Annotated in this window: 17 protein-coding genes; 10 read left to right on the top strand and 7 right to left on the bottom strand. The window is 37.4% G+C overall.

Features of this window, described 5'->3' with window-relative positions; all coding sequences use genetic code 11:
• Positions 1–17: 17 nt before the first annotated feature.
• From mfd to L2B55_RS18110, 5 genes are all read right to left on the bottom strand, one after another.
• Positions 18–3,401 (bottom strand): transcription-repair coupling factor, encoded by a 3,384-nt coding sequence (gene mfd / locus L2B55_RS18130; RefSeq protein ID WP_237850308.1) that lies wholly within the window; start codon positions 3,399–3,401, stop codon positions 18–20.
• Between the two features lie 75 nt (positions 3,402–3,476).
• Complete coding sequence (locus tag L2B55_RS18125; protein ID WP_237847752.1) at positions 3,477–4,220, bottom strand: ParA family protein; 744 nt, start codon at positions 4,218–4,220, stop codon at positions 3,477–3,479.
• 101 nt (positions 4,221–4,321) lie between these two features.
• Positions 4,322–5,743, bottom strand: a complete 1,422-nt coding sequence (locus tag L2B55_RS18120) for an L-serine ammonia-lyase (protein WP_237847750.1) — start codon at positions 5,741–5,743, stop codon at positions 4,322–4,324.
• Positions 5,744–5,948: 205 nt separating this feature from the next.
• Positions 5,949–6,257, bottom strand: a complete 309-nt coding sequence (locus L2B55_RS18115; RefSeq protein ID WP_237847748.1) for a hypothetical protein — start codon at positions 6,255–6,257, stop codon at positions 5,949–5,951.
• Positions 6,258–6,356: 99 nt separating this feature from the next.
• Entirely contained in the window at positions 6,357–6,950 is a 594-nt protein-coding gene (locus L2B55_RS18110) for a hypothetical protein (RefSeq protein ID WP_237847746.1), read from the bottom strand.
• Between the two features lie 110 nt (positions 6,951–7,060).
• Between L2B55_RS18110 and L2B55_RS18105 the strand changes: the two genes are divergently transcribed.
• From L2B55_RS18105 to prfB, 4 genes are all read left to right on the top strand, one after another.
• Positions 7,061–8,155 (top strand): Nif3-like dinuclear metal center hexameric protein, encoded by a 1,095-nt coding sequence (locus L2B55_RS18105; protein WP_237847744.1) that lies wholly within the window; start codon positions 7,061–7,063, stop codon positions 8,153–8,155.
• Between the two features lie 25 nt (positions 8,156–8,180).
• Positions 8,181–8,924, top strand: a complete 744-nt coding sequence (locus L2B55_RS18100; RefSeq protein ID WP_237847742.1) for a zinc ribbon domain-containing protein — start codon at positions 8,181–8,183, stop codon at positions 8,922–8,924.
• A 107-nt stretch (positions 8,925–9,031) separates the two neighbouring features.
• Positions 9,032–10,510 (top strand): tetratricopeptide repeat protein, encoded by a 1,479-nt coding sequence (locus tag L2B55_RS18095; RefSeq protein WP_237847740.1) that lies wholly within the window; start codon positions 9,032–9,034, stop codon positions 10,508–10,510.
• A gap of 62 nt (positions 10,511–10,572) precedes the next feature.
• Positions 10,573–11,650 (top strand): peptide chain release factor 2 gene (gene prfB, locus L2B55_RS18090; protein ID WP_237847738.1). Its coding sequence is split into 2 segments (ribosomal slippage): positions 10,573–10,632 and positions 10,634–11,650, totalling 1,077 coding nucleotides; the frame shifts between segments, so codons are not numbered across the junction.
• A gap of 56 nt (positions 11,651–11,706) precedes the next feature.
• Here prfB and L2B55_RS18085 read toward each other — a convergent pair.
• Positions 11,707–12,588 (bottom strand): transglutaminase-like domain-containing protein, encoded by an 882-nt coding sequence (locus L2B55_RS18085; RefSeq protein WP_237847736.1) that lies wholly within the window; start codon positions 12,586–12,588, stop codon positions 11,707–11,709.
• A gap of 92 nt (positions 12,589–12,680) precedes the next feature.
• Here L2B55_RS18085 and L2B55_RS18080 point away from each other — a divergent pair, with 92 nt between their 5' ends.
• On the top strand, positions 12,681–13,466 hold the full coding sequence (locus tag L2B55_RS18080) for an O-methyltransferase (RefSeq protein WP_237847734.1): 786 nt from the start codon (positions 12,681–12,683) through the stop codon (positions 13,464–13,466).
• Positions 13,467–13,554: 88 nt separating this feature from the next.
• Here L2B55_RS18080 and L2B55_RS18075 read toward each other — a convergent pair whose 3' ends face one another.
• The gene (locus tag L2B55_RS18075) at positions 13,555–14,721 is read right to left on the bottom strand and encodes a BamA/TamA family outer membrane protein (RefSeq protein WP_237847732.1); all 1,167 of its coding nucleotides are present in this window, start codon (positions 14,719–14,721) and stop codon (positions 13,555–13,557) included.
• A 417-nt stretch (positions 14,722–15,138) separates the two neighbouring features.
• Here L2B55_RS18075 and L2B55_RS18070 point away from each other — a divergent pair, with 417 nt between their 5' ends.
• From L2B55_RS18070 to L2B55_RS18050, 5 genes are all read left to right on the top strand, one after another.
• The gene (locus L2B55_RS18070) at positions 15,139–18,408 is read left to right on the top strand and encodes a SusC/RagA family TonB-linked outer membrane protein (RefSeq protein WP_237847730.1); all 3,270 of its coding nucleotides are present in this window, start codon (positions 15,139–15,141) and stop codon (positions 18,406–18,408) included.
• Positions 18,409–18,434: 26 nt separating this feature from the next.
• Positions 18,435–19,898, top strand: a complete 1,464-nt coding sequence (locus L2B55_RS18065; protein ID WP_237847728.1) for a SusD/RagB family nutrient-binding outer membrane lipoprotein — start codon at positions 18,435–18,437, stop codon at positions 19,896–19,898.
• Between the two features lie 33 nt (positions 19,899–19,931).
• The gene (locus L2B55_RS18060) at positions 19,932–20,843 is read left to right on the top strand and encodes a DUF1735 domain-containing protein (protein WP_237847726.1); all 912 of its coding nucleotides are present in this window, start codon (positions 19,932–19,934) and stop codon (positions 20,841–20,843) included.
• Between the two features lie 163 nt (positions 20,844–21,006).
• A complete protein-coding gene (locus L2B55_RS18055; protein WP_237847724.1) occupies positions 21,007–21,987 on the top strand; it encodes a deoxyhypusine synthase family protein in 981 nt (326 codons plus the stop codon).
• Positions 21,988–22,235: 248 nt separating this feature from the next.
• On the top strand, positions 22,236–23,591 hold the full coding sequence (locus tag L2B55_RS18050; RefSeq protein ID WP_237847722.1) for a c-type cytochrome: 1,356 nt from the start codon (positions 22,236–22,238) through the stop codon (positions 23,589–23,591).
• The last annotated feature ends 2 nt before the right edge of the window (positions 23,592–23,593 follow it).

Here is a 23,593-nt window from a genome sequence, read left to right as displayed (position 1 = left end):
TTGTATCTCCAATTGGTCTACGAGGTTATTTCGATACCAGCCAACCTATTTAATATTTCAATCGCTTGTTCAATGTTGAGAACATTATCGACGGTTAACGATAAGGTGTTTTTACCCTCTTTCAATCTACTATTGCGTTGATTCGCTTGAACATAATTGAGAACCATAGTGAAACGATCCGACTCAAAATAAGGAGATTGCTGGTTGGAGATAAAGAAACCTCTAAGCGATTTATTCTTTATCATTAGTTTTTCGAATCCAATTTCTTTAGCCAGCCATTGCAAGCGCATTGTGTTAAGTAGTTCTTTTACCTGACGAGGAAGTGCCCCAAACCGATCGTGAAGTTGAGTTGCAAAAGTTTTAAGTTGTGACTCATCTTCAACCCTGCTTAACTCATTATAGAGGTTATAACGCTCTTGAACACTGCTCACATATTCATCAGGGATTAGTAATTCAAGGTCTGTATCAATAGTGGTGAAATTTACAAAAGGGCGAGGCTTTTCATCCTTAAACAAGTCGCTGAATTCTTCTTCTTTTAATTCCTGAATGGCTTCATCGAGAATTTTATGATACATTTCGTACCCAATTTCGGCAATGAAACCGCTTTGTTCAGAACCTAGAAGATTACCTGCGCCACGGATATCCAAATCTCGCATGGCTACATTGAAACCACTACCCAAATCTGAAAATTCTTCAATGGCACTTAGCCGCTTGCGTGCCTCAGCCGTTAAAACTGATAATGGAGGACTTAATAAATAACAAAATGCTTTTTTGTTAGAACGACCTACCCGCCCCCGCATTTGGTGCAAATCGCTTAGTCCGAAATTATGAGCCTGGTTAATAAAAATGGTGTTAGCGTTAGAAATATCTAAGCCGGCTTCTATAATGGTCGTAGCAACCAAAACATCAAACTTGCCTTCAATAAAATCCGACATAACATCTTCCAGTTCATCTCCTTCCATTTGGCCATGACCCACACAGACTTTTACCCCAGGACAAAGCCTTTTGATTAAACCTGCAACATCATGTATATCACTTACGCGATTATGTACAAAGAAAATTTGACCACCTCTGTCAACTTCAAATTCAACTGCATCTTTAATGATTTTTTCGTTGAATACATGCAGTTCAGTTATTACCGGTTGGCGGTTTGGAGGGGGGGTGCTGATAATTGACAAATCTCGTGCTCCCATTAAGGAGAAATGCAACGTGCGCGGAATTGGTGTTGCTGTTAGCGTTAGTGTGTCAACATTTACACGAAATGATTTTAGTTTTTCCTTTACTGTAACCCCAAATTTTTGTTCTTCATCAATGATAAGCAGTCCTAAGTCTTTAAACTTAACATCTTTGCTTACCAAACGATGAGTTCCGATAATGATATCAACTGTGCCTTCTTCAAGTTTTTTAAGAGTTTCTTTAATCTGTTTACTTGATTTAAATCGATTAATATAATCGATAGTACATGGAAAATCTTTTAACCGTTCGCGGAATGTTCGGAAGTGCTGCGAGGCTAAAATGGTGGTTGGCACTAATACTGCAACTTGCTTGCTATCGGTAACGGCTTTAAATGCAGCGCGTATGGCAACTTCGGTTTTACCAAACCCAACATCTCCACAAATTAAGCGGTCCATGGGATGAGGTGCTTCCATGTCCTTTTTCAGGTCGGCAGTTGCCTTTTCCTGATCCGGGGTGTCTTCATAAATAAATGAGGCCTCCAGTTCGTTTTGCAAATAAGTGTCCGGCATAAAGGCATATCCCTCTTTTGCTTTACGTTGAGCATAAAGCTTAATAAGATCACGGGCTATGTCTTTAACTTTTTTTTTAGTGTTTTTTTTTAGTTTGTCCCAGGCATCGGTACCCAACTTGTTAAGTTTGGGAATTGTTCCGTCTTTGCCGGTGTATTTTGAAATACGGTTTAACGAGTTGATGTTTACATATAACAAATCATTGTCAGCATAAACCAACCGGATCGATTCCTGAACTTGACCATTTACCTCAATTTTCTGTAATCCTGCATACTTACCGATTCCATGATCAATATGAGTTACAAAATCACCTGGTTTAAGTTCGCGCAGTTCCTTTAGCGTAATTGACTGTGATTGCGTGTAGGTTTTGCGAGCCTTGTATTTATAATACCGGTCAAAAATCTGATGATCAGTATAGCAGGCAACTTTCAATTCGCGATCGATAAATCCTTCATGAATTGAAAGGTGAATTGGAGTAAAAGGCGTTTCATCATTTACCGGTTTTGCTGTTTTTTCTTTAGGAATATCAGCAAAGATGGCATAAAGGCGTTCTATTTGTTTGGAACTATCGGCAAAAATGAAATTCCGTATGTTATCAGCAAGATTCTCATTTAAATTGTGCTGAAGTAGCGTAAAATCTTTATTGAATGACGGCTGGGGACGAAGATCGAAATGGAATGTTTCAGTGGATTGATAACTGAATTGTTTGCCAAATTCAATTACAGAATGGCGATCCACATTACGTTTTGTGTCTTTGCTTTCTTCAAACAGATATTTCGGGTCCATCCACTCGGTATGTATAGCCTTTTCCTCATCAGGAAGGGCTTTGTACAAATCCTTAGCTTTTTTTACCCCTTTTTCAATGATTTCGTAGGTAAAAGTTACATCCTTAAACCATAAAACCGAATTTTCCTCAATATAATCAAGGAATGAAGTGTTATTATCTGTTAATAGCTTTGACTGAACATTTGGAACGATGGTGATACGTTCCATCTTGGAAACTGAAAGCTGATCTTCAGGACTAAAGGTTCTGATCGACTCTATTTCATCTCCGAAGAATTCTACACGATAAGGCAGGTCGTGAGAAAAAGAGAAGATGTCAACAATACCTCCCCTTATAGAATATTGACCTGCTTCGTACACAAAATCAACCCTTTCAAAGGCATATTCATGTAAAAATTCATTGATGAAATCGATGCTAAGCTTATCGCCTTTAACAATATCAAGTGTGTTTTTTTCAAGTGTTTCTCTACTGATAACCTTTTCCGCTAGAGCTTCCGGATAGGTGACAATCAGTTTTGATGCTCGTGTTTTGGACTTGATTTCGTTTAAAACTTCTGCCCGCAATAATACATTGCCAGAATCAGCTTGTATGAATTCAAATGCTTTGCGATACGATGCAGGAAATAGCAAACCCTTGTGCTCACTTAAATTCTCTAGATCGTTTAAAAAGTAAACAGCCTCTTCGTAGGTTGGCAATACAAAAACAAAAGGCTGCTCAGTTAAGGCCCTTGCTGCAATAGCGATCATTGCATCAGCCGAACCAACAAGCCCCTTGATATGTAGCCGTTGGTTACTTAACTGTAGGCTAGAAACCAACTGTTGAAGACGTTGGTCGTTCTGGTATAAAGAAATTATTTCCTGGATAGTTTGCATCACAATGAATGCAAAGATAATAGATTGAATTTTGTTTTAGGTGTCACCTTTTACTATGACAATTTCATCATTATATTATTTTTCAGTTTTAGTTTGAAATTCTTTCCACAATGATGCATAAGCTTTAGCTGCTTTTGATTTGGGGGCGAATGCTGGTAAAGGAGCTCGAAAGATCCCCATTTTTTCTACTTCAGATGAGTAGTTGATACTGGTATTCAGTATTTGCTTATTGTTCTGAAATTCATCGATAATGTCTTTGTGCATGTTTTTTCGCAGATCGACCATCGAAAAAAACGGGATGATCTTTTTAGTCTCTATTTCATTATCCTTAAAGTATTCAGAGACGGTTTCAAAAGCCCTAATGGAAAGTGTAGTGGGAATCATGGGCAATAGCAAATAATTAACCGCATGGAAAATGTTTTCGGATAAGATGGAAAACCCGGGAGGAGCATCGATAAACACGTAATCATATTCTCCGTTAAGCTCATGTAAGATGTTTTTCAGCCGCTTTTTGGAGGATTTCATGTCATCTAGAATGATATCGAGATTTCGCGTAGTGATATCAGCGGGTAGCAAATCAAGGTGATTGTAATGGGTTGATTTTATAGCTTCTTCAATTTCAGATTTATTGCCCATCAATTTTTTAATTCCACCCTTTACTTTCGCTTTAATCTGATAATAAAATGTAGTGGAGGCTTGTGGGTCAAGATCCCATAATAGTGTTTTGTAACCTTGTGTTGAAGCAAGGTAAGCAAGGTTCACGGCAGTAGCAGTTTTACCAACTCCTCCTTTTAAGTTATAGATAGCAATTGTTTTCATGGGAATGACACGAATAATGCTAATTAAAGCAAATTGCACGAATAAAGAGATAAGTTATCTCAATTCGTGCAATTTGCTTTTAAATCTTCAGAACAGGATAATTAACACTCCGGTAAATTCACCGGAATATTAAGTGCAAGCCCACCTTCTGCAGTTTCTTTGTATTTTTCACTCATGTCTTTTGCTGTATCCCACATCGACTTAATTACAGCATCTAAGCTCACCTTAGCTGATTTAGGATCGCTTTCCATGGCAATGTTTGAGGCTGTAATAGCTTTTATTGCACCCATTGAGTTACGTTCAATACAAGGAATTTGTACTAAACCTCCAATTGGGTCACAGGTTAGCCCTAAATGATGCTCCATAGCAATTTCTGCTGCCATTAATACCTGTTCAGGAGTGCCTCCCAAACATTCGGCTAAACCAGCAGCTGCCATTGCAGAAGAAACACCAATTTCTGCCTGACAACCTCCCATGGCAGCCGAAATAGTTGCATTCTTTTTAAAGATAGTGCCAATTTCTCCGGCAGTTAAGATAAAGCGGACCACTTTATCTTCGTCGAACCCATCAACGAAGCACCAAGCGTACATTAATACTGCTGGAATTACACCAGAAGCACCATTGGTTGGCGCTGTAATAATCCGGCCAAAGGAAGCATTTTCTTCATTAACAGCCAGAGCAAAGCAACTAATCCATTTGTTAATAGAAGTAAAGCTCTTGTCCGATGCTTTTACCGCCCGGATCCATTCATTTACATCGTTACAATGGCGACCTGCCAATAGTTTTTCATTTAATTCGGCAGCACGACGTTTAACATTCAAGCCTCCTGGCAAAATGCCGGATTTATTTACTCCTCTGAAAATGCAATCTTTAATTTCATCCCAGATGTACAAAGCGTGATTTTTGATCTCCTCTTCGGTTCGCCAGGCTTGCTCGTTCAGCATTACCAAGTCAGAAATACGCAAATTTAGTTTGGCGCAATTTTCAGCAATAGTAACAGCATGATGGCAAGGATAGGGGGTAACAATAGCATTCTGGTTGATGGTGTTGTCATGCTCTGTTGCAACAAACCCACCTCCAACTGAATAATATTTCCTGCTCATCAACTGCCCGTTGTTAAATACAGCAATAAACTCCATTCCATTTGCATGGAATGGTAAGCTTTTATCATATTCAAAAATCAGGTCTTTGTCATAATCAAAAGCAATAAGCTGCTGACCGCCCAACAAAATGGTTTTTGATGTTTTTATTGCAGTAACCTTCTCTGGAATGGTATCAGTATTGATTTGAGTATAGTCTTCGCCTGCTAAACCCATTAAAACGGCAACGTCAGTACCGTGGCCATGACCGGTTTTGGCTAATGAACCATACAAGCGTACAATTACTTGGCTGATATTTTTTAAGGGTTGAAGCTCTTGAATTTCGTTCAAAAACAATTCGGCCGCTTTCCACGGGCCCATTGTATGCGAGCTGGATGGGCCTATGCCCACTTTAATGATTTCGAATGCACTTATCGACTCCATCAGGATAATAATGTTGATTTAGAATTGGAGGGCGAAAGATAGGATTTCTATTTTTCTTTTCCCTTAAACTTAAATCTTAATTCCGTCTATTTAATAAACAGTTTATAGGCATGCCTAGTTTTAAAAATGTAATGGAGGATTGGAGGTAAGGGGTAGAAGGAATAAACACAGGAGGAAGAAAATAAATTTCCTCCTCCTAAAAAACTTAACAGCACCTAGGAATCTGAGGGCAAGGACAAGTGCCCGGTTGAGTTGGAGGTTCAGTCATTATACTAACATCTGGATTAATACCTTCACCACTGGCAATGATATTCAAAAACTCTCTATTATCATCCAATACTCCAATGCTGAACGAGAAGAAGATATCTGGCCCAGTGGTTTCACTTAGTAGTTTTTCTAAATCAGCTCGACTAATCTTTACTGAGTTTGGGAGCTCAAATTCATTAAGTTTTCGGCTGCTTGGTCCAAATTGTTTACGATACTTTTCAATTGCGGCTTTTGTGTTATCGCTCATAACGTTTTAAAATTTAAAGGTTTGCTAAAAATATATGATTAATGAAATGGAATTTGTTTTTATTAGGCACCTTATAACACGCAATGGTGATTAAGGCTGTTACAAAAAAATATTGATTATTTGGTAGAAGAAGTAAATTGAAGAAAGGAAATTGGCATGAAAATTAAACCGTTCATTTAAAAAGATTGAAATATAGATCAAAAATGCTGATTCAATTATCAATGCTACAGAGAAGTATAGTTTGGAATTGTTTTGAAGAGCATTGTCACTAAACATTGATTTGTTAATGACGTTTAAACTGAAAACAGCAATTAAAAGGTTGGCTGATGCTTTGGAATAGTTTAGTGCAAAAGCCCAAAGGTTTTTATTGTAAATAATTTCAAGCAAGAAAAATAATAACTGTATTCCGAGGATAATTTTAAAAATTGAAACTTTTGATTTAAATAATCCCCATTGTTTGAATACGATCATCAAGATAATAAACCCACAGATGGGTCTTAAATTGTAAGCTAAATTATTATTATGGATGCCGATTCTTAAGCCATTTTCGATTAGTTTAAAGAAAACAAGGTATAATACAAACCATAGCATTGGCTTGTACTCGGCAGTACATTTTCTGTATTTTAAAATGACAATTAGAAAACAGGGAATTAAATGAAGTCCCCATTTATCTATGAAAGTAATGGTTTCCATAAAAATGTAGCTGTTAGGCTAATTTGATGAAAATTATCTTATAATCAATAGAAGGAGGTATTTTTTTTAATTATATAACTAGAGATTATTTTTGCGTTAAAAAAATGTTCATGCAGCTTCATCAAATTACTTCATATTTAGAAAATCTGGCTCCGTTGGCTTATCAGGAGGATTATGATAATTCAGGCTTAATTGTTGGGAGTCAAAATCAGGAAATAAAAAAAGCCTTAATCAGCTTGGACTGTACAGAAGCGGTTGTTGATGAAGCAATTGAAAAGGGCGCGAATCTTATCATTTCTCACCATCCTATAGTCTTTAAAGGGATGAAACGCTTTAACGGGAGCTCATATGTTGAACGTGTGGTGATGAAAGCGATTAAACACGACATAGCCTTGTATGCCATTCATACTAATTTAGATAGTGTTTTAGGAGGGGTGAATGCTAAGATTTGTAATAAACTAGGCTTGGTAAACCGTTCAATTTTAGCTCCTAAGCTAAATAAATTGAAAAAACTTGTAACGTTTTGCCCAGTTGAACAAGCCGATGAAGTTCGGCAAGCCTTGTTTTTAGCAGGAGCGGGAGATATAGGAAATTATAGTGATTGTAGTTTTAATGTTGCCGGTACAGGTACATTTAAAGGAAATGAACAAACCAATCCATTTGTCGGGGAAAAAGGTGTAATGCAATTGGAACCAGAGGTGCGTATTGAAACCGTTTTTCCTGCTTTTTTGGAAGGAAAGGTGGTATCGGCTTTATTGAAATCTCATCCATATGAAGAAGTAGCCTATGATATTTATGCTCTATCCAATTCTTTTATGACAGTTGGTTCAGGAATGATAGGTGAATTGGAAGAGGAAATGAATACGATTGATTTCTTAAAGATGCTCAAGCAAACCATGTTGGCCGGAGTAGTTAAATATACTGATGAAGTGAAGCCAAAGGTGAAGAAAATTGCCGTTTGTGGTGGTGCAGGAGGCTTTTTGTTGAAAGATGCAATTCGAGAAGGAGCAGATGTGTTTGTAACTTCGGACTATAAATATCATGAGTTTTTTGACGCTGAAGGTAAAATTGTAATTGCAGATATCGGGCATTTTGAAAGTGAGCAATTTACATCAGAATTAATACTTGAAAAATTGTCGGAAAAATTCCCTACCTTTGCGGTTCTGTTAAGCGGGGTAAAAACAAACCCGGTTAACTATCTGTAACAAATCCAAATTTTGTTTCGCATACATGGAAGCAACAGTAGAACAAAAACTTCAGGCCCTTTGGGATTTACAAACCATCCATTCTAAAATTGATAAAATTCGTACGTTACGTGGCGAACTTCCAATGGAGGTTAACGACTTGGAAGATGAGGTGGCCGGTTTAGAAACCCGTATCAATAAATTAAAACACGAGTTAGACGATTTAGAGGATACAATCGTTAATCGCAAAAACAATATTAAAGAGTCGCAGGCACTTATTAAGAAATACGAAGGCCAGCAGAATAATGTTAAGAATAACCGTGAGTTTGAAGCATTGAGTAAAGAGGTTGAGCTGCAATCTTTAGATATTCAAGTAAACGAAAAACGAATTCGTGAGCATCAGGCTGAAATTCAAAACAAAAAAGTAGCTCTTGATAATGCTTCTATTGTTTTGGATGAGCGTAATAAAGATCTATCGCTTAAAAGAGAAGAGCTTCAAAGTATTACAGGTGAAACGCAGAAAGAAGAAGATGTTTTGTTAGATAAAGCTTCTCAGCAAGAAACTAAAATTGAAGACCGTTTATTAACAGCATATAAAAAATTAAGGTCAAATGCAAAGAACGGTTTAGCGGTGGTAACCATTTCACGTGACTCTTGCTCAGGCTGTTTCAATAAAATTCCTCCTCAACGCCAGGCGGATATCCGTCAACGTAAGAAAATTATCGTTTGCGAACACTGTGGTAGAATCATTGTTGATGAAGGCTTCACTTTAGAAGAAGTAACGATTTAAGTATCGTTTTTGAATAAAATAAAATGCCTCCGGTTAAACCGAAGGCATTTTTTCATTTTGGCAACTATTAAACCTGTCATTAAAATAAATTCTACCTTTGTTCCCTAATGAAGAAAATAGTTCTTGTTTTAGGTTTCTTTCTGTTCGTTAGTTTTTCTGCTAAAGCAAATTTTGATTTTAATTCAAACTGTATTGAAGCTTATAAGGCAATTTTGGCGCTGAAGCTTGATCTTGGCAAATCACTTATTGAAAAGGAAAAACGCACTCACCCTGACAATGCGATTGTGGTATTACTTGAGAATTATCATGACTTTTACACCATTTTCACTTCTGAAAGTCAGGCAGATTTTAATAGGCTAAAAGGAAATAAATCTGCACGGTTGCGTCGTTTAGAAAAGGAAAGTGAAAATTCTCCGTATTATTTGTTTTGCCAGGCTGAAGTAAATATGCAATGGGCAATTACTCGTGCAAGGTTTGGAGAATATTATACTGCAGCTTTGGAAATCAATCGGGCGTTTAGTTATTTGAAAGAGAATAAGAACAATTTTGCACAGTTTTGGCCCAATTATAAAGATTTAGGGATTTTAAATATCGTCTTGGGGAATGTTCCAGCGAGTTTAAAAACGATTTTGAACACTTTTGGTGTAAATGCAGATATTAAAATCGGAGTATCATTAATGGAACAGGCTCTAGTGCAGCTTCCTAAATCTGAATATTCCTTTTTTTATGACGAAACTGCGATGTGTTTAAGTTATGTGTTGCACGATGTAGTGGGTGATGAAAATGCTTATGTTAAGGCTACTCGATATTTGAAACCTGTGAGCGACAGTAGTTTGCTTAAATCATTTGTGCAAGGGTATGTAAGTATGAAAACAGCGCATAACAGTGAGGCTATTGCCGTTTTTAATAATCGTCCAGTTGGGAGCACATACTCGTCTTTTAAGCATATTGATTACTTGCTGGCAGTTGCCAAATTGAATCGTTTGGATGATGATGCTGCCACGTTCTTTTTTAAATACCTGGGTAATTATAAAGGTGTATTTAATATTAAGGATTCGTATTTGCGCATAGCTTGGAGCTTTTTATTAAAAGGAGATTTAAAACGCTATAATGAATACGTTGCACTTGTAAAAGCCAAAGGATATGAGTTAAACGAAAAAGATAAGCATGCACTAAAAGAAGTTGAAGCCGGAACCCCTGATTTATACCTGTTAGGTGCACGTTTATTATATGATGGGGGCTATTACGAAAAGGCATTAAGTGTATTGAAATCCAAAAAGATCACAGAAGGAACTCCGGAGTATGAAAAGCTTGAATGTAACTATCGTTTTGGACGTATTTATGATGCACTTGATGAAGATGAAAAAGCTATCCAATGTTATAATCAAACCATAAATGCTGGCAAGGGTAAGCAGTGGTATTTTGCAGCTAATTCATCGCTAAGTTTAGGTAAGATTTATGAAAATCTAAAAAATTATGGTAAGGCAAGGCTGTATTATCAGTTATGTTTGGATATGAAAGGCCATGAGTATAAAAGCGGTATAGATGCAAAAGCCAAAGCTGGGTTGAAACGTATAGGGAGGTAACATTTTGACAGGAAATCTTCCCATTCTAATATTTTAAGGTTCTCAAAAATTATCTTTGCACCATGACTACAGATCAGATTAAAGATTTAAGGGATAGAATTGCTTCCCTGAGGAGGCATCTTTGACATCGACAACAAACTAGCAGAAATTGCCAATGAACAGGAGCTAACGCTCAAACCCGATTTCTGGGATAATGCCAAGGATGCAGAAAAAATACTTCACAACATAAAAAGCAAAAAAATATGGACTGATGCCTTTGCTGAAGTTAATACTTCAGCGGAAGATACTTATGTGCTTTTTGATTTTTACAAGGAAGGAGATGTTTCTGAAAAGGAAATGGAGCAGCAGTTTGAAGGCAGTGTCAAGGTTGTTGAGGAGCTTGAGTTCAAGAATATGCTGAGTGGTGAAGAAGACCAGATGAACGCAGTATTGAAGATCAATGCCGGCGCCGGAGGAACTGAAAGCTGTGACTGGGCAGAAATGTTGATGCGTATGTACATTATGTGGGGGGAGAAGCATGGTTATAAAATTCGTGAAATTGATTATCAGCCCGGTGATGTTGCTGGTATAACTTCTTGTACATTAGAGTTTGAAGGTGAGTTTACATACGGTTATTTAAAGGGAGAAAACGGTGTACATCGTTTAGTGCGCATTTCTCCATTTGATGCTAATGCCAAGCGTCATACTTCCTTTGCATCGGTTTATGTTTACCCATTGGTTGACGACTCGATTAATATTGAAATAAATCCGGCTGATGTTTCTTGGGATACGTTTAGGGCTGGGGGTAAAGGTGGACAGAACGTAAACAAGGTAGAAACTGCTGTTCGCTTGAAACATGCTCCTTCTGGAATCATTATTGAATGTCAGCAAGAACGTTCGCAATTGCAGAATAAAGAAAAGGCATTAAAAATGCTGAAGTCACAACTGTATGAACTCGAATTGCGGAAGCGTAATGAGGCAAAGGCTGCAGTTGAAGGTTCGAAAAAGAAAATTGAATGGGGCTCACAGATTCGTAACTATGTATTTCATCCCTACAAGCTTGTGAAAGATTTGAGAACAGGTACGGAAACGTCCAATGTTCAGGCAGTGATGGATGGGGAGTTGGATGAATTCATTAAGGCCTACTTAATGGAGTTTTAATTAAACTTATAACGAGTTACGGACCTTAAATAGGTTATCCGTAACTCGTAAATTATCTATTCGGAGTGACTTTCTGTAATTTGAAGCAACTCTTCTAATTCTTCTACCTTATCTAAATAACCAAGTTTGTTGTAAGAGCTTATCAGGTTGCGCAAAATTCGCTTAACAATATCAATATTGCTGCAAGGCTGATAGTATTCAACTCTCTGGTTGAGTTTTAATTGCTTGAGAAAGAAGTCAACATCCTTTCTGCCAAAAATAAATCCTTTATTAAAAGGGTTAATGTAAAAAATAACTCCATCTATTATTTCAAAACCAGGTAATACTTTTTCTTTTTCATCAACATAAGCCAAAATAAAGTGTTGAGGTAGATTTACACCATAAATCGGGATATCTAATTTTTGGGCTACCAGTGAATAAATTATAGCAAGAGAAATCTGATTGCCTTTCTTGCTCTCAAGTACCAGATTAATGTATGAGTTTTGTGGATCCTGGTGGCTAACAGTGTTGCCACTAAATCCGTGGACATGAAAAAAAACGTGGTTAAGTGCTTTTACTTTTTCCAAAGGACTCATGTCGTAGCCCAACTGTAGCCATGCATCCCGTTTAATATCATCAAGTTGATTAAGGATCTTTTGATCGTCTAAGTCAGGGTATTGGTATTTGTTTATTACTAGAACTCCGGTAAGCAGATCAAAGGCTCCTCCTAATATCCATAGGTTAAGCTCTTTTTTTACCTCATCAAACTGAATTTTATGTACAATATCTTCGATTCTTTCTTGCAACATGACATCTAACGATTGTTGCCAAACCTCCTCCAAGTAAACAATAATCTCAGGGCCAAAAGAAACTAATTTGTTTTTAATATGTTCAAATACTTCTTTGTCAGGATCATCTAATAGTTTTACTAAAGAAATTAATTCATTTCTGTCAATCATATAATCATCTCCCCTCTATATCCATAATGGAATAATCCATTACGCTATTCAACGCAATTAAGTCAATTTTGTTTATAATTGTATTTTTGCGCATGTTTAATCAAACCTTATTCACTTCTTATATAAAACACCAACTAACAGCCAAAACACGACACGGAACCCACTCTCCGTTTGTGTATAGCTTGGTTGATAATGTTGTATACGATCAATCGATCAAAGAGGTTTACTATGATATTGAAAATCAGCGAAAGTCATTGTTGGTGGATGAGCGCATAATTACAATTACTGACTTAGGTGCTGGTTCGCATTATAGCAATAATAAGAAAAAAAAGATAAAAACTATTGCTGCAAAGGCGCTTAAGTCTCCAAAGTGGGCGCAATTGATTTATCGTTTAGCCTTGTGGCATAAACCTCAATCGATAGTAGAGTTAGGAACCTGCCTTGGAATTACTACATCTTATTTAGCTAAGGCTAATCCTGAAGTGTCTGTTGTTTCAATTGAAGGGTGTCCTCAAATAGCCGATGCCGCAAAAGGGGTGCTAAAATCTCAAGGTATCAGTAACGTAAATATAGAGGTTGGAAATTTTGATGATTTATTGCCTTACATTGTTGATAAAGCTGAAAAGTTAGATTTTGTTTATTTTGATGGTAATCATCGCAAAGAGGCTACCTTGAATTACTTTCATCAATGCCTGGAAAAAGCAACCGAAAACAGTTTGTTTATTTTTGATGATATCCACTGGTCTGAAGGGATGGAAGAGGCTTGGGAAGAAATTAAGAATCATCCGCGAGTGACAGTAACTATTGATTTGTTTGCAATTGGTTTAGTTTTCTTTAAAACAGGGCGGGTTAAAGAACATTTTAAGATTAAATACTAATTAAAGCCAAAGAAGGGCTGGTTACAAATATTAGCCTTGATACAATATTAAGTATTCAAGGCTATTTTTTGTCAATTTATCAAATTAGTTAAAACGCTTCGTTTAGAGATATATAAAAGCCGCTACTGCGTTTTTCTCCTGGATTTTTATCGCCAATACCGTAATCAATTCGTAAAGTAAGGCGATTACGCGTATCAAAAATATAGCGCCCTCCTAAGCCATAAGTTGGTTTTAATGTACTTCCACTAAAGCCTCCATTGCTAAATACACCTCCACCTCCTGCAAATGCAGCAATTACTCCTCTTGATAAAGAAAATAGGCCAGCATCTGGTCGTTTGGCAAATGGTCTAAAGCGAATTTCGCCTTGTGCTGCAATATAATTCTGGTCACGGTATCGTCCGGTATAATACCCTCTCATAAGCTGATCGCCTCCCATTTGAGGAAGCAGGAAAAAAGGTTTGTCGCTTCCTTGCAATGATTGCATATACCCTTGTACTGCAAGTACCATTGTTGGATTAATTTTCCAGTATTTGCGCGCATCGGCAGTAAGTAATATAAAATTGAAGTCACTGGCGAGAGCTTTAAAAGAGTTTTGGATGTAAAATCTTAAGTGTGCGCCTCTGTGAGGGTAGTTCACCACATCTCGATTGTCGTACGTTGCAGAAAATGCCAGATAAGTGGTATTACCTCCGGATTTGCTTTCAAGGTCTGATGATGCATAGATTCCAGCATCCTCTTTGTCACTAATTTGTTCGTGTAAAAACCACAAGCCAGCACCCAAGTAGAAGCTGTTGGTTACCTGTTTTTCTGCATCTAAGTTAATTCTAAACTTATTGTCGTTGATTAAATCTTTGTCAGCTTCTTTCGTGTCGCTCCCCAAGCCGTAAAAATAATTAGGAAAGTTGTGGGGTTTAAGGTCTCCTACTATGTGCCAGTCATTATTTCTGGTCCATAGGTTTCCATTTATGTTGAATTTCGACTGGTTCTTAGTGGTTAATGTGCCTAATATTCCTATTGTAGAATTTCTCTGATCAATTGCTGCTTTGCTAAGATAAAAGGAATAAACTGCAGCTAAGCCAAATTCAAATCCTTTTTCTTGTGAAGAACCAATTACTGGAACCGGAAGAATGCTGTTTTTAAAGTTATTTATCGTATCTGTTTTGTTACTTAATGATTGGGAAAATGAAGTTTTTGTAACAAAAAGGGATAATAAGATAATGAAAAAGCTTTTTTTTCTGGCTAATAATGAATGCATGAGTGAAGATAGAAAATACTTCAAAAACAATAACAATTTGAGCCAAATTGGGAACGAAAATGCAATTTTTTAGCACCAAAAAAGACCAATTTTTTGATAGTAATTAACAAATATTTGGTTTGGTTTTTACGTGTGGGGATTGATTTAAAGACGATATTTTCTTTAGTTTTCAGAATAAAATTCCGACAATGTGGTTTTGTTAAGATTTTAATTGGGGATTTTTTGATTTTGTCAGTTTGGTGGTCTTTTAATAAATAATAACTTATTGTTAAAATAATATGTATTTCTGCTGGAATGATTGATAAAATTTCAATTGTGCTACGCTATAAATGAAATGCAACTAAAAAAATACAAACTATTTCTTCTGTATAACTAAACTGTTACTTTGCCGACTTAAATCATAAAATTGTAAAGACTATGAAGAAGAAGTTTACAAAATTTTTAGTGCTCCTTTTTTCGCTGCTTACGCTCACCACGTATGCCCAGCAAAAAAAGATTACGGGTACTGTATTATCAAAAGATGACGGATTGCCGCTGCCCGGTGTAAGTGTTGTGGTAAAAGGTTCGTCATTAGGAACACAAACAAATGTTGATGGAAAGTATTCCATAGCAGTTCCTGAAAAAGCAACCTTGATTTTTAACTACATTGGTTTTAAAACAAAGGAGGTTGCTGTAGGTTCATCGGTAACTATTAACATCAGCCTTGACTCTGACACAAAACAATTGGGTGAAGTTGTGGTGACTGGGGCTTACGGAATTCAAAGTTCATCTCGTACCAGTGCAAGTAATGCTCAAGTAGTTACTTCGAAACAGCTGAACACCATTCGTACTCCTAGTATGGACAATGCCTTAGCAGGTAAAGTTGCTGGTTTACAGGTACGTAGCCAGTCAGCCGCAGCACTTGGTAGACAAACTGATATTCGTTTACGCGGTGCTACAGGTTTTGGCACCGGAAACGGAGCCTTATATGTTGTTGATGGAACAATTCTTCCTACAGTAGACGATATTAACATGGACGATGTTGATAACGTTTCAGTTTTGCAAGGTCCTGCTGCTTCAGCTTTATTTGGTTCTCAAGGAGCCAATGGAGCTATTGTAATTACCATGAAAAAAGGTAAGACTACGGATGGCTTTGGTGTTACTTTAAACACCGGAGTTATGATTGAAAACGTAAACAGAATGCCTAACTACCAAAACTCTTATGCAGGTGGTTCTTCAAGTGATTTGATGAAATATACTTGGAAAGATGGTGATCCAGCTGAGTGGAAAGCCTTGGATGGTAAATATTATCATGACTATAGTGATGACGCCAGCTGGGGACCTCGCATGGTTGGACAAGAATATATTCCATGGTACGCTTGGTACGGCGGTCATAGCAGATCATTTCAAACAGCAAAATTGACGGCTCAGCCTAACAATGCCAGAGAATTTTTTAATACCGGTGTTGGATATAACAGTTCAATAAGCTTTAGCAAGGCAACTGAAAACCTTAATTTTAAATTTACTTATGGTAACCAGAATACAAATGGTTTATTGCCTTCCTCAGGATTAAAGAAAAATTCAATCAATTTAATTTCTTCATATAAAATTTCTAAGGATTTAGATATCTCTGCTAATATCACTTATGTAAACAGAGGTTTAAATGGTGAGATTGTGGATGATTATTCTAACCAAAGTTCTGGATCATTTAACCAATGGTTCCATCGTGACTTGGATATGGGTATCATGAAGGAGCTTCGCAATTTAAGAACTCCTGAGGGAATTTACGCAAGCTGGAACCACTCTAACCCTTCAGGTTTTGATCCAACCAACACCAGAAACTTTTATGCCGGTAACTACTGGTATAACTTCTACACTTGGTTTGATTTAATTAATATTAATAACCAACGCGATCGTTTATTTGGTAATGTGGCATTAACTTACAACATCACTAAAGATTTAAAAGTAAGTGCTACTTATCGTAAACAGCAAAACACCACCTTCCTTGAGCAAAAATATAGTTCAAGATTGAATGAAAGTGGTTTACAAACAACAGGTAACTCTCCTGAGGCAAAAGGTTATTATGAAACATTTAACTCTTACTCTAACAGAAGAAACATTGAGTTTTTAGCTTCATATACTAAAGAAGTTGTTAAGGATATTAAAGTTGATGCCAATGTTGGTACGGACTTCTTTAGATTAGTAAGTAAAAGTAATGGTGCTTCAACCAACAATGGATTAAGTTTGCCGGATTTATTTACTGTACAAAACTCTGTAGACCCTGCAACCATGACTAATGGTCGTGTTGAGGAGAAATACAGAGCTGTGTTCGGTAGAGCAAATATTGGCTATAAGAACTTTTTGAGTGCTGAAGTAACTTTACGCAATGACTGGTATTCTACCTTGCCAACTTCTAATAACTCTGTATTATCTAAAGGTTTTGGAGGTTCATTCATTTTTAGCGAGTTGTTGCCTCAAAAAACATTCTCTTGGTTAAGCTTTGGTAAATTAAGGGCATCATGGGGTGAAATTCCTAAAGCTTTAGGTACTGACAATGACAACTTTGGAGCGTACCGTTACCCTGGTATGACTTACGGTGTGGGTCAATTCAAATGGGGTAGCAATATGTTGATGGGAACACCTGATGTTTTGGTTGATCCAAATATTCATGGGTCAGTGGTAACTCAGCGCGAAATCGGTCTTGATTTGCGATTTATGAATGACCGTTTTGGAGTTTCAGCTACTTATTGGGATGGTAACGAGCGTGATTTCCCTTACGAACTTTCAGTTAATGGTGCAAGTGGATATACCAAATTGTTAACCAATATCGGTAAAATAAGTAAGCAAGGTATGGAGTTCCAGCTATCTGCAACTCCTATTAGGTCAGATAAATTCAAATGGGATTTAACTGCAGCTTGGTCACCATTGATTAAAAATGATGTGGATGAGCTGAGTAAAGAATACCAGGTTTCTCAAACTGCATCTGTAGGTCAGGTATATGGCAGCACAACTGGTATGCCTTATATGATTCATGAGGAAGGCAAGCGTTGGGGCCAACTTTTTGGTAATGGTATTAAAAGAAATGCTAATGGTGTTCCAATCTTAAATGATGAAGGAATGTATTTAAATGATCCTAAGGTTTATTTCGGTAGTGTGTTGCCAACAAGTACTGGAGGTCTTCAAAATAGCTTTACCATTCTTAGAGATTTCACTGTTAGAGCAAATATCGATTATCAAATCGGAGGTAAATTCGTGTCCTTGTCAAACATGTGGGGTTCATATAGTGGTTTAACTGCTCGTACTGCCACTGTAAACGATAAAGGTAATCCAATTCGTGATGCAGTTGCTGATGGCGGTGGTGTGCACGTGTTTGGTGTTGATGCTACCGATAAACCTGTTGATTATTATGTGGAAGCACAAGACTATTTCCACCAATCATGGGGAACCAAAGTATTTGATGAATATGTGTATGATTTAACCTTTGTTAAACTACGCGAAGTTTCAGTCGGATACGAAATTCCAGTTAGAAAATTAAAATTAGGAAGTTATATCAAAAACGCGAATTTCTCGGTAGTTGCCAAAAACCCTGTATTGATTTATTCAAAAAATCGTGACTTCGATCCATCTGAAATTGATGCAGTATATGGCGAAACCGGACAGTTACCGGGTACTCGTGGTTTCGGTTTTAACTTGAGAATTGGATTCTAATTTTTTATTGAAAGAGAGATTTAATTATGAAAAAAATATTTAAATATACATTCCTCAGTCTTCTTGTTCTCGGATCTACTACCGGGTGTTCAAAGCTGGAAGATTTTGGAGATACAAATGTTAATCCGGCTGGAGCTAAGGATCCGATTGTTGGCGCATTATTAACCAACGTAATGGCTGGTACAACAGCACTTACTGGGTCTAACCCAGGACTAGGGGGCTTTGCAACGCAAACCCGTCCAGGATTATATGGTCAATATTTTTCAGAGACGCAATACACCGATGTGTCATTGTATAGTGCTCCACAAATTGATTTTAATAATCTTTATTCGGGTGCTTTATTTGACCTTCAGAATATTATTGATCAAAATAAAAGCAAGAATATGAATACTATTGCTAAGATATTGCAGCAATATATATTCTGGACAATTACTGATCGTTGGGGTGATGTTCCATATAGCGCGGCTTTAAAAGGTGCTACTTCGCTTACTCCTAAATACGATAAACAGGAAGATATCTACAAAGCAATGATGGCTGCCCTTGCAAGTTCAGTAAATGAATTCGACAATTCTATCATAACTGGTGATATTATATTTAATGGCGATGTAGCTGCATGGAAACGTTTTGCTAACTCTTTACGTATGATGATGGCTATCCAGCTTTCAAAAAAAGTAGGTGGTCCGGATGGTTTTGCTGCTGCAGAGTTTAAAGCTGCTTTGAATAATCCTGCTGGTTATATTTCTACTAATGCACAAAACGTTAAGGTGAGCTATCCTGGAGGTAACTTCAAAAACAGTTGGTGGGGAGTTTACGATGGTCGTAAGGACTATGCCGAGAGTAAAACAATGACTGACTTAATGGCTTCTTTGGGAGATTCTCGCCAAAATGCTTTTGGAGGTATTACTCAAGATCAAGGTAAACCAAATTCATTCACTACTTCAAGTGTTGGTATGCCATATGGTCTTAAACGTGCATCAGCAGAAGCATTTACAGCAGCAAATCCTGGATGGGCTCGTATTCTAAGAGGTGACTTTAGGAAAGAAGATGCCACTGTAGTGATCATTAGTGCTGCACAGGTTGCTTTAGCAAGGGCAGAGGCTGCTCAGTTAGGGTGGACCACTGAAAGCGCGCAAGCGGCCTATAATCAAGGTATAGCGTTGTCATTTGAGCAGTGGGGAATTGCTGTTCCTGCGGGTTATTTAACTCAGGCATCTGTAGTTTTGGATGGCACTGAAAATGTTAAAAAGATTTCGACCCAACGTTATATTGCATCCTATCCAGACGGTTTACAGTCTTGGAACATTTGGAGAAAGTCGGGATATCCTGTTTTAACACCAGCTCCTGACGCTACCAATTCAAGTAAACAAATTCCTAGACGCTACATGTATTCTGCTGGCGAGCGTGGCTCTAATAAAGTTAATGTAGAAGAGGCAATTGCTCGTATTCCTAATGGTGATACTCAGGATTCAAAAGTTTGGTGGGATCAATAACCTTATGGCTATTTACAATTAGATTAAGAAATTATGAAAAAAAAGATATTAAGTTTCCTTTTATGTGCGGGGATCGTAAGTCCAGCTTTATTTACCTCCTGTGTAAAAGATGAAATAACTGAATTGACTGATCAAGGTCAAAGCATGGTAAAAGTTTCGGAGTCTCCGGCCAATAAGCTTTTCTTTTCTCCGTTTACCACTGTAAAAAAAGTTGATCTATTCAATATCATGCGTGATGTAAATTCAAATGCTACGCTAAATACTTCAGGTACAATTAAATTGACCTTGGCTCCTGATATGATTGCCAATTACAATAAAAAATATAAGGAAACCTTTGTTGCATTGCCTGAATCAATGTTTACGTTAGCGAATTCTTCAGTAGTGAAGGTTGATGGTGGATATACTGTAACCTTTAATCCTGGTGATTTTGCACAAGCTATATCAATAAATGTTGATGGAGGCAAGTGGGGGGCCTTAACAAATAAGTATGCAGTTGGCTTTAGAATTACTAATTCTGCAGGCATGCGTATTCCTGAAGGTAGAGACTCAGTTGTTGCCCTTTTAAGTATTAAAAATCAATATGATGGAGTTTATAAAGTTAATGGAAAAGCTTTAAGAGAGGGTGACCCTGTTTTATCAGGAGCATTCCCAGAGCAATCTTATTCATTGATTACAACAGGTCCTAATTCGGTTAAAATGGATCGTGTAGCTTGTTGGGCAAGTGGAGCAAATATTGGAGGTATTGGGCCATGGGAGCTGACTCTTGATCCTGCAACCAATAACGTAACAGTTAAAGATGCTGCAAATGCTGCTGTTGTAAACAATCCTGCTGGTGTTAATAAATATGACCCTGCAACTAAAACATTTAGTATTTCGGTTTATTGGGGTACAGGGCCAGCAAATAGGGCATGGGAAGCTACCTTTAAATATGATAAATCAAGATAATTATTGTGTTAACATCAAATTGAATAAAGCTACTTAACGGTACTTTACATAACTAAATTTTAAACCGGGAACTCAATTCCCGGTTTTTTTGTGTCCATTCTATCGGTTAGAAGGACTTTGATAATGATTTCTATTCCCTACCTTTGCCCAAAATTTTTACAGCATGGAAAAGAAACGTAATACTATTTCATCATTCATGGAAAAGTACTACCTGCATTTCAACGCTGCGGCGATGGTAGATGCGGCTAAGGGGTACGAAAAACATCTTGAAGAAGGTGGTAAAATGATGATTACCCTTGCCGGTGCCATGAGTACGGCTGAAATGGGCAAGATTCTGGCCGAAATGATTCGTCAAGGAAAGGTTGACATCATTTCTTGTACCGGAGCTAACCTTGAAGAGGATATTATGAATCTTGTGGCGCACAAAAGTTATAAGCGTGTTCCTAATTACCGAGATTTGAGCCCTCAAGAAGAATGGGATTTATTGGAAAATGGTTTTAACCGCGTAACTGATACTTGTATTCCTGAGGAAGAAGCTTTTCGTCGTTTGCAGAAACATATTTTCCATCAATGGAAAACTGCACAAGATAATGGGGAGCGTTATCTTCCACATGAATTCATGTACAAAATGTTGCTTTCTGGCGATTTGGAGCAATATTATGAAATTGACCCTAAGGATAGCTGGATGTTGGCTGCTGCAGAACGCAATTTGCCTATTATCTGTCCGGGATGGGAAGACTCAACCATGGGGAATATCTTCGCTTCGTACTGCATTAAGGGTGAGTTGAACCCATCAACTATGAAGTCGGGGATTGAATACATGACCTATTTGTCTGATTGGTACATTAAAAACTCAGGTGGTAAGGGAGTAGGTTTCTTCCAAATCGGTGGAGGTATTGCAGGAGATTTCCCAATCTGTGTAGTTCCTATGCTGTACCAGGATATGGAAATGGAGACAATTCCATTCTGGAGTTATTTCTGCCAGATCTCGGATTCAACAACCAGTTACGGTTCGTATTCAGGTGCAGTTCCGAATGAGAAAATTACGTGGGGAAAACTGGACATTGATACCCCAAAATTTATTATTGAGTCCGATGCCACAATTGTAGCTCCGCTTATTTTTGCATGGCTACTTGATATGTAATTTCAACTTAATAAATGATTATAAATAGCTGCTAAGTGCAGCTATTTTGTTGATAACTAAGTGGTTGGATATATTTTCAGTCCACTTATTTAGAATAATTATAAATTGATAAAATGTGTCATATCATTGTCATAGACACAGTTTTATGCCTATTTTTGTGCGCTAAATGTTAATCAGTTGTGGAAAATTCTTTCGTTTGTTAACATTTTGATTATTAGTACGTAATATTTAGTAGAATTACATAGAGCATGAGTACGAACTCGAACGTTTTTTTGAAAACCTGTCTGAAAAAAGGTGCATTAATTCTCACAATCGCCTTTTTATGCGTAGCGCAAGCCTTTGCTGCAGACCCTAAAGAAGGGGAAACGCTCTTTAAAGCCAATTGTGCAGCTTGTCACGCCGTTGGAAAACGTGTTACCGGTCCAGCATTGAAAGATGTGGACAAACGTCATGATGAAGCATGGTTGCTTAAATGGGTGCATGACTCGCAAGCAATGGTTAAATCGGGCGATCCAGCTGCTGTTAAGATTTTTGAAGAGTATAACAAGCAGGTGATGAACTCTTTCCCAAGTCTTACAGATGACAACATTAAATCTATCTTAGCTTATATTAAGCAAGAAGGCGATGCTATTGAAAAAGCCGCTGCCGCTGGTCCTGCCGGAGGTGCTGCTACTGCCGAAAAAGGTACCAGTAACTTCACTATTTTAGGTTTATTGGGCTTAGTTGTTGTATTGTTTGTGGTAATTGTGGTGTTAAACCGTGTTATTAAAACATTAGAACAATTAGTATCGACCAAAAAGGCGGATGGTACTTTGGTTGAGGCTGAAGAAGAGGAAGAAGCTCCTTCTAAATTGGCTGAAACGTTCAAAAGACTAGCCTCTAATAAAAAAGTAATTGCATTAACAATCTTAGCTGTTTTAATTGTTGGTTCTGCATGGTCATGGAAAGAAATGTGGGATGTAGGTGTTACCCAGAATTATCAACCAGCACAACCTATTAAGTTCTCTCACAAAGTACACGCTGGCGTAAATCAAATTAATTGTCAATACTGTCACTCAGGTGCGTGGAAGAGTAAAAATGCAAGCATTCCTTCTGCAAATGTTTGTATGAACTGTCATAACCAAATTAATGAATACAAAGGCGAGCCATTATTAGATGCCGAAGGCGAGAAAATTGATGGTACAGCTGAAATCAAAAAAATCTACCAAGCTTTAGACTACGATCCAAGTACTCAAAAATACGGACCAAATCAACGTCCAATTGAGTGGGTTCGCATTCATAATCTTCCAGACTTTGCTTATTTCAATCACTCACAACACGTAAAAGTTGCTGAAGAGTCGATTCGTGCTGCTAAAGGTCTGAAAGCTGATGAGCCGGTATGTTATGCTTGTCATGGCGAAGTTGCCAAAATGGATGAAGTATATCAGGCTTCTCAGTTAACCATGAAATGGTGTGTTGACTGTCACCGTAGTACCGAATTGAAGCATGCTCCTAAAAACCACTACTATGATGGTATGGTTGAACTTCATGAGAAAATCAAGAAGGGTGAGAAGGTTACCGTTGCTCAAATGGGCGGCCTTGAGTGTGCAAAATGTCATTATTAATT

Source organism: Solitalea lacus, from assembly GCF_022014595.1.
Lineage (GTDB): Bacteria > Bacteroidota > Bacteroidia > Sphingobacteriales > Sphingobacteriaceae > Solitalea > Solitalea lacus.
This window is presented reverse-complemented; position numbering and strand designations above follow the sequence as displayed.